At 58.7% G+C, this 5,956-nt stretch carries 7 protein-coding genes and 1 tRNA gene; 4 read left to right on the top strand and 4 right to left on the bottom strand.

Annotation, left to right across the window (positions count from 1 at the left end; all coding sequences use genetic code 11):
* On the bottom strand, positions 1-537 hold a 537-nt coding region (locus EOA85_RS25390; protein WP_127211600.1), incomplete at its 3' end, for an aminotransferase class I/II-fold pyridoxal phosphate-dependent enzyme.
* Between the two features lie 120 nt (positions 538-657).
* On the opposite strand from EOA85_RS25390, the gene EOA85_RS25385 reads away from it, so the two are divergent.
* Entirely contained in the window at positions 658-2,337 is a 1,680-nt protein-coding gene (locus EOA85_RS25385) for a sulfotransferase (protein ID WP_127211599.1), read from the top strand.
* Between the two features lie 546 nt (positions 2,338-2,883).
* On the opposite strand, the gene EOA85_RS25375 is transcribed toward EOA85_RS25385, so the two are convergent.
* Positions 2,884-4,017: a porin gene (locus EOA85_RS25375; protein ID WP_127211598.1), complete on the bottom strand. Its 1,134-nt coding sequence runs from the start codon at positions 4,015-4,017 to the stop codon at positions 2,884-2,886.
* A gap of 464 nt (positions 4,018-4,481) precedes the next feature.
* Between EOA85_RS25375 and EOA85_RS25370 the strand changes: the two genes are divergently transcribed.
* Both EOA85_RS25370 and EOA85_RS25365 read left to right on the top strand, forming a co-directional pair.
* A tRNA-Ser gene (locus EOA85_RS25370) sits at positions 4,482-4,572 on the top strand.
* Between the two features lie 123 nt (positions 4,573-4,695).
* Complete coding sequence (locus EOA85_RS25365) at positions 4,696-4,908, top strand: hypothetical protein (RefSeq protein ID WP_127211597.1); 213 nt, start codon at positions 4,696-4,698, stop codon at positions 4,906-4,908.
* A gap of 58 nt (positions 4,909-4,966) precedes the next feature.
* Here the strand turns inward: EOA85_RS25365 and EOA85_RS25360 are convergent, their stop codons facing one another.
* Positions 4,967-5,260, bottom strand: a complete 294-nt coding sequence (locus EOA85_RS25360; RefSeq protein WP_127211596.1) for a hypothetical protein — start codon at positions 5,258-5,260, stop codon at positions 4,967-4,969.
* Positions 5,257-5,625: a hypothetical protein gene (locus EOA85_RS25355; protein WP_127211595.1), complete on the bottom strand. Its 369-nt coding sequence runs from the start codon at positions 5,623-5,625 to the stop codon at positions 5,257-5,259. The genes EOA85_RS25360 and EOA85_RS25355 overlap by 4 nt, the downstream gene beginning before the upstream one ends.
* A 120-nt stretch (positions 5,626-5,745) precedes the next feature.
* On the opposite strand from EOA85_RS25355, the gene EOA85_RS25350 reads away from it, so the two are divergent.
* A partial coding sequence (locus EOA85_RS25350; RefSeq protein WP_127211594.1) for a helix-turn-helix domain-containing protein occupies positions 5,746-5,956 on the top strand: 211 nt, incomplete at its 3' end.

Genomic DNA, 5,956 nt, shown 5'->3' with positions numbered 1-5,956 from the left:
GATGAGTTCGGCCGCTTCCCACCAACTGCCCATCGGATTGTCCGGGTTGGACAGGTAGACCAGCGCCGCATGTTCCCTGGCGACCGCAGCCAATAGGCCGTCGAGGCTTTCCCGGTCGTTCTCATAGGGAACCGCGACCAGCCGGCCGCCGACGCCGGCAATATGGAAATTGAAGGTCGGATAGGCGCCGAGCGAGGTGACCACCGCGTCGCCCGGCGCCACATACATGCGCGCCACCAGGCTGAGCAACCCGTCTATGCCTTCGCCGACCACCACGTTTTCGGCACTGACGCCAAGATGCGCAGCGACAGCCACCTTCAAATCGTGATTGTCGGGGTCGCAATACATCCACATGTCGCGGGCGAGGCCGGCCATGCGGGCGACGACACGCGGCGAAGGGCCAAAGCTGCTCTCATTGGCGCCGATGCGGGCGCGAAACGCACGACCCCGATCACGTTCCTGTGCCTCCGGGCCGACAAACGGCACCGTCGAGGGAAGCGCACTGACGATCGGAGTGAGGGGAGGGCGCTGGCGCATGGCAAAGGCTCGTTCGAAAAGGGCCTTCTTGCTAGCGCGGCACAGTTGGCCGCGCAAGCTCCCGCCTTGGCTGCAACCAGCATGCTGGATTCCTTCGGATCTTTTTGCTAGCGAGATATTATGAACAATCGACTCCCACCTGCTTGGTCAAAGCACATCAAGCCCGGACCCGCGCCGAAAGCGAAGGTGCCGATAGTGAAGTCTTTAGCGAGCCCGCAGAAAGGAAACGCCCAGTCGCGTACGCAGGCCGACGACGCGCTGCTGAAACAGGCATATGCCTTTCAGCAGGCCAAGCGGCTCGACGAGGCTCAGGACCTATGCCTTCGGGTTCTGGCGCGCACGCCAAACCATCCGCTCGCCTTGTACATCTTGGGGACCGTATACTTGGGTTACGATGATGAGAGGGCCTTGCGATATTTCGCACGGGCGGTCGGCGAGGAACCTAAAAACCCCTACTACCACCTCAGCCTGGGCGAGGCCTATGTGAAGGTCAGCGAGTATTCGCCCGCAATCAGGCATATGCAGTACGCCTTGGAACTGCAGCCCGGCCTTATCGAAGCACTTTGCGCATTGGGCCGCACCTACACGGCGTTTGACAAGCCCGACATGGCTTTGCCGCTTTACGAGAAGGCGCTGAAAATCAACCGCGATCATCCCAAGGTGCGAGCCGGGCTGGCCGGCGCGCTCAGCGGCTTAGGGCGTATGGATGAAGCCGCCGACTATCTGAAAGAAGCGATTGATCGCCGTATTGGGGTGCCGGCTGCCTACAACGACCTTGTACAGACACGAAAGTTCACCGAGGAGCCAGAGGAGCTCCAATCCATCCTTCGCGAACTCGGTAATCCGAAACTTGGTTCGGAAGCCGCGCAGCAACTCCATCTCGCCGCCGGCAAGGTGCTGAACGACCTTAAGCGCTATAATGAGGCATTCGACCATTTCAACAGGGCGAAACAGGCCGCCGGCTACAAGTTCGACATCGACTTGTATCGTCGGTGGATCGATTCGATGATTGACACCTTCACGCCGGACTTTTTGGCTGCCCGGGCCGGCTATGGAAATCCTTCCGAAGTGCCTGTGTTCGTGGTTGGCATGCCCCGCTCGGGGACGACGCTCACGGAGCAGATCTGCGCCAGCCATCCCGATGTCCATGGTGCAGGGGAGCTTAGCAAACTAAGGCGGGTCGCGAATGCGATCGGTCTGAGGACATCATCGGCTGGAGATTTGCACCAGCCAGTCATGTCGATCACGGAAGACCTGTCCAGAACGCTGGCCGAAGAGCATCTGGCCTATCTGCGGGAGCGGGCGCCTGCCGCACTTCGCGTCGTGGATAAAATGCCGCACAATTTCGAACTGATCGGCCTTGTCGGGCTTCTCTTCCCCAACGCACGCATCATTCATTGCCGTCGTGACGCCATCGACAATTGCGTCTCCTGCTTTGTCCTCAACTTCAGCGAGGGGCACAGCTACAACACCGACCTGAAAACACTAGGCCTGTACTATCGCGAGTATGACCGCCTGATGCAGCATTGGAACAAGGTTTTTCCAGGCCTTATCTTCGAAAACCGCTACGAAACGCTGGTCGAGGACCAGGAAGCGCAGTCACGCCGCCTCATAGATTATCTCGGGCTGCCTTGGGATGACGCCTGCCTGCGCTTTTTCGATAGGGATGGTTCGGTCAACACGCCCAGTCGCTGGCAGGTTCGTCAGCCGATTTACAAATCGTCGGTCAAGCGCTGGAAGAATTATGAAAACGAAATTCAGCCGCTTATACAGTCGTTGGGCGATCTTGCAGAGATTTGACTTGAGGTCGGCAATCCACATTGCGTGGACCGCGAGGGTCGCAAGCGCATAGGCTTGCTCCCAACCGACCTTCAGCCGCCAATCCCAACGAACAGCTAAATGCCACTAGCCGTCTTCCCCCAAAAGGGCGGGAACGAACTCCCTATTCTGTTCCTTGGCAAGCGCTGCTGCGGTGCAGAATCTTTTCGAGAGGGACAGCGCTCCCCTCTGTCCTGCCGGACATCTCCCCTAGAGGGGGGAGATGGCCGTCATTGCGGCTTTCGCTGATCTCCAACGTTGATGAACAGGCGCTGTCAGTGAAGCTGCCGATCTCCCTCCTTGTGGGGGAGATGTCCGGCAGGACAGAGGGGGGCGCGAAGGATCGCTGCTGCTTTCATTCTGCGCAGCCGATCGGCTTCCAACCTGTCAGAAATCACAGACCAAGATCCAGCACAGAACGACCATGGCCGGTATGGCCGCTCCATACATTCCGCCATGGACAGCCACGCCGATACGAAAAAACCCGGCGGTTGCCCGCCGGGTTCGATTTCAGTCAAGCGCTGCTGATTAGAACGAGCGCTGGAAGCGGAGCTGGCCGCCGAAGTTGTCGTCGTCATCGGCACCGGTCCAGTTGCTGACGCTCTCATCACCAAGATGGAAGTAGGAGGCTTCAGCCGTGATCGTCAGGCCGGGGACGATATCGTAGGCGATGTTCGCCACGACGCCTAGATTCTCGCCCTCGTCATAGGAGATCTGGGTGTTGAACGAGGTCTTCTCGTTGATGGTGAAGGTGCCACCGCCCCAGAGTGCCCAATTGCCGCTCCACAGCTTGTACATGCCGCGGCCGGCGGCGGGGATTGCGAAGCCGCCATCCGTGTAGTTGTCGTCCGTGCCATAGCCGGCCATGATGAACAGCGACAGGTTCTCCATCGGGGTGACGTCGAGGCGAACCTTGCCGGCCACTTCTTCATAGTTGCTGTCGTAGGCAATGACGCCGGTGATGGCGCCCCAGCCCTGCGTCCACTTCACACCGCCGACGACATGCGGGACGTAGCTGTCGATCGTGAAGTCGCCGTAACCTTGTTCGAGCGAGACCACGGCGGAGAAACCGTTGCCGGCGTCGAAATAGTACTGGACGACGTTGGTGTCGAAGCCGCCGTAGGGAACCAGCGTATCGTTCATGACGTTGCCGGCGTAGCCAATGAACGTATCGAAGGCCGATTCGTCCTTACCAACGCGCAGTCCACCGAGCTGGATCCAGGCGAAGTTCAGCGAAACGCCGGGGTTGTAGGCTTCGTTGAGGACCGGAGATGTATCGCCCTGGGTGTTGCGGAAATTGAAGCGGGTCTCGGTGTACGTCTTCAAGGTGCCGAGCTCGGTTTCCTGGCCGGTCCAGGTCTTCAGCGCGAAGCGAGCACGCTTCCAGTAGGTATCCTGATCGTCGCCGTCCTCGACGTCGACGGTCCCCGCACCGGTGAATGTGCCGATGTCGCCGACGCCGATGTCGTAGCGGACATAGCCGCCGATGCGCAGGCAGGTCTCGGTGCCGGGGATGTAGAAGTAGCCAGCGCCATAGACGTCGCAGATGCGGACGTATTCAGCGGGTTCCGGCTCGGCAACGACGACGGCGTCGGCGGCGCGCGCACCGGAAACTGCGACCAGAGCCGCAGCGGAGCCAAGAAGAAGGCTCTTGATGTTCATTTTCTGACCTCCAGTCAAAAGTTAAAAAACGGGTCTGGGTATTCTTTGCTGAAGGACAGCGTTCCCTGCCCCATCCCCACTACCGAAAAAGATGCGCACCGCGCCGCTCCTTCGAATTCGACATTACCCATGAGGCGGCGGCGTTCAACCACCATCGTATCGGCGAAAGGTCTGTGCAGGCGCTATCCCCCTGCCTTGTTGCACAAATGACACGATTTGGCCTCACTCGGAAAGCTCCCGTTAACCATTGAGCTATCGGAAACCCTTGGGCGAGACCTTTGCAATCCGGCCGATTCCGACAATTGCCCGCCGGAATTGCGACGATGTCGTTGAGTCGCCGGCCGAGGGATTGCCGCAGAATCGCCGCATGGCGAAAGCGCCATTAGGCGGAAGCCGGTTTTTTCAATGATAATCGCGCCGGCTTGTTGATTGTGCCGGCGCTTTTCTTTATCCACCGGCGCAACGGAGAGGTGGCCGAGTGGTCGAAGGCGCTCCCCTGCTAAGGGAGTAGAGGTCAAAAGCTTCTCGTGGGTTCGAATCCCATCCTCTCCGCCAGATGCCTTTGATTTACTTAGATAATCTTCCATTTTATCAGCTTTGCGTACAAAATAGCGCATAGTTGTTTTGGCTTGGTTTCCTGTCACATTTGCCCAGACGGTTTCATTGAGGAGAAAATTGGTGGCAACCATGTTGGAGAATCATATCGCGTGGATGAAGAAGGAGGTCGCCAGTCTTGCTGACCGAATTCGGATCATCGAAGACGAGGAAGCCCGATTTTATTCGAGGCATGATGGTGGGCCTGAGGTCGAGATGACTCAGACATTCCTTGCGGAAGACAAGCGTAAAAAGGCAGAGCTTGAGGATCTTCTGAAGCAGTACGGCATCGGCTGAAAAAGGCGCCCGCCACCGTGAGGCAGCGGGCTATCAAGTGGACAACTTGTCCGGTTGATCAGTGACGCTCTGCCGGTGCTTCGAGAATTTCGAGGAATATGCGTTCGCCGTCTCGCTCGGCCTTTGCTGGAATGGTGTAGCAGCCTCGCACGATGGCGGCGGCGATCTCCAGCATGTCGGATCGGCTTCCGACAAGCTTGGTCACCACGGCGTTTTCAGGGCTGCCGTCATAGGAGCGCTGCGAGACGAACAAAGTCAGCCTGAGATTGTCGCCCATGAACGTGAGCGGCGCGGCCCCGGTGACGAAGACGTCAGAGCAGACACATGGTTCTACGATCGGTGCGGCGCTCATATTCCCCGTTCCCTCTTCCAGTCCATATGATTTTGCTCACACCGGGTTCTGACGAAATTCCTGATCGTTTGGAAATCGTCGCCTCGGGCGCACATCGTTTTGACGGCGGCGAGGATCGCTAGAATTTCTATCCTCAACCGCTGAGCCTCTTCCGGGGGCAGCTCCAGCAGCATTGCATCGAGACTGGTCTTCTCCCGCGTAGCTGGGATCGCGTCAGCGACAGACGGCGCTGCGGTCGCGTCGATGATCGTAAAGGCTGCCGCTGCGACGGCGGCGGTGGAACCAGCTGCGAGACCAAGCAGAAGGCGACGGCGGTTAATATCGGGCATGCCTTCGGCGGCTGCCCGAACATGGTTGTTCGGCATTGATATTTCCCCCTTTGGGATCGACAACGAGATTGTTGGCGGCGCTAGCGAAGTTGCTGCGTCATTCACTTTGTGTCAATATATTTCATATAGTTCTACTGAAAATAATGGGGATGATTAATGACGCGTGAACAGTGCCGTGCCGCTCGGGCGCTAATTGGCTGGTCGCAGCAGCAGTTAGCCGACGCAGCGGCGGTCGGTGTCGCTACTATCCGGGTGTTTGAAGGCGGGGGATCGGAACCGCGAAGCGCAACGCTGCAGGTGCTCTGTCTCGCCCTTGAAGCCGCGGGCGTCGTCTTCTTGGCGGACGGCGAGTTGGTCGAAGGAGGCC

Source organism: Mesorhizobium sp. M5C.F.Ca.IN.020.29.1.1 (genome assembly GCF_003997375.1).
In the GTDB taxonomy this organism is placed as follows: domain Bacteria; phylum Pseudomonadota; class Alphaproteobacteria; order Rhizobiales; family Rhizobiaceae; genus Mesorhizobium; species Mesorhizobium wenxiniae.
This window is presented reverse-complemented; position numbering and strand designations above follow the sequence as displayed.